The following is a 665-nucleotide window of genomic DNA, read 5'->3' as shown; positions in this document are numbered from 1 at the left end:
CTGTGCTCGGCGGCGAGCGCCTCAGAGACCGGTGCTATGAGGCTGCAGAGCCCGAACCACTCGGCCCATAAATCCACGAGCACAGACTTACCGCTATTGAGCACCTTCTCCGCAAAGGTCTCGTCGGTCACGCTTTTCACATTGCCTTCCATGCCAGCTGTGCGGAAGCACCAGAATTGCGCTCCAGTCAACAACTGTGCCAGCGGTAAAAAATAGACCGGCCCGCCATGAGGGACATCACACGCAATACGCCGAGCGGAGGGCAAATCTTCGGCGGAAAACAAATCGCGGCGACTGGAGTTGACGTGGCAGGTGACTGGTTGTGAGGTAGATCGTCACGGCATCGGACTGCCGCCCAGCACCATAGAGCACGGTCACGAAGAGGTCACATACCCGCTCTCGGAGCGGGTGCTCGACGAGCAGAGTAGACAGTTCTTCGACGGCCTCGGCGTAGCGTCCTCTCTCCACTTCGCAGGCGAGCTGCCCGTCGACACGGGCGAGGTGCAGCTCGCCGAGGACGCTGCACTACTGGCCCGCGAACGGCTCCGGAGCCCCGGCGAAAGCTGCTCCTCTCCACATCTCGAGGCCCTCAGTCAGCAGGCTCGCCGCGGACGCCAGGTCGTCAGTGCCGCGCGCCCCCCCCGGGCCCTTGCCGCCGCCTTTTA

General features: G+C 63.3%; 3 protein-coding genes. 1 reads left to right on the top strand and 2 read right to left on the bottom strand.

Going from position 1 to position 665, the window contains the following annotated elements; translation table 11 throughout:
• Together VXC91_RS46520 and VXC91_RS46515 are read right to left on the bottom strand one after the other, a co-directional pair.
• A partial coding sequence (locus tag VXC91_RS46520; RefSeq protein WP_329513355.1) for a thioredoxin family protein occupies positions 1-152 on the bottom strand: 152 nt, incomplete at its 3' end.
• 85 nt (positions 153-237) lie between these two features.
• Positions 238-468 carry a BTAD domain-containing putative transcriptional regulator gene (locus tag VXC91_RS46515; protein WP_329513354.1) on the bottom strand — a complete coding sequence of 77 codons (231 nt, stop codon included), beginning with the start codon at positions 466-468 and terminating at the stop codon, positions 238-240.
• Between VXC91_RS46515 and VXC91_RS46510 the strand changes: the two genes are divergently transcribed.
• Positions 409-665: hypothetical protein (locus tag VXC91_RS46510; RefSeq protein ID WP_329513356.1), on the top strand; the 257-nt coding region annotated here is incomplete at its 3' end. The genes VXC91_RS46515 and VXC91_RS46510 overlap by 60 nt on opposite strands.

It is taken from the genome of Streptomyces chiangmaiensis, assembly GCF_036281785.1.
In the GTDB taxonomy this organism is placed as follows: Bacteria; Actinomycetota; Actinomycetes; order Streptomycetales; family Streptomycetaceae; genus Streptomyces; species Streptomyces chiangmaiensis.
The sequence above is the reverse complement of the archived record's forward strand: the minus strand, read 5'-3'. Positions and strand labels throughout refer to the sequence as shown.